The sequence below is a fragment of the Shewanella sp. TB7-MNA-CIBAN-0143 genome (assembly GCF_040310065.1).
Classification (GTDB): domain Bacteria; phylum Pseudomonadota; class Gammaproteobacteria; order Enterobacterales; family Shewanellaceae; genus Shewanella.
On sequence record NZ_JBEOPL010000182.1, the window covers coordinates 1 to 210 of the forward strand.

The window sequence follows — 210 nt, forward strand, 5'->3', positions numbered from 1 at the left end:
ATTTGGAGCGACATATCAGGTTCGAACTGATGACCTATACCTTGGCAAGGTATCGCTCTACCAACTGAGCTAATGTCGCGTACTATCAAAATCATGTAGAAAATTGGAGCGACCTTCTTTATAAATAAAGAGGGGTTCGAACTGATGACCTATACCTTGGCAAGGTATCGCTCTACCAACTGAGCTAATGTCGCGTACTATCAAAATCAT

Annotated in this window: 1 tRNA gene; it reads right to left on the bottom strand. The window is 41.9% G+C overall.

What is annotated here, in order from left to right:
- Positions 1-3: 3 nt before the first annotated feature.
- Positions 4-79, bottom strand: a tRNA-Gly gene (locus AAEY97_RS21570).
- Positions 80-210: the final 131 nt, after the last annotated feature.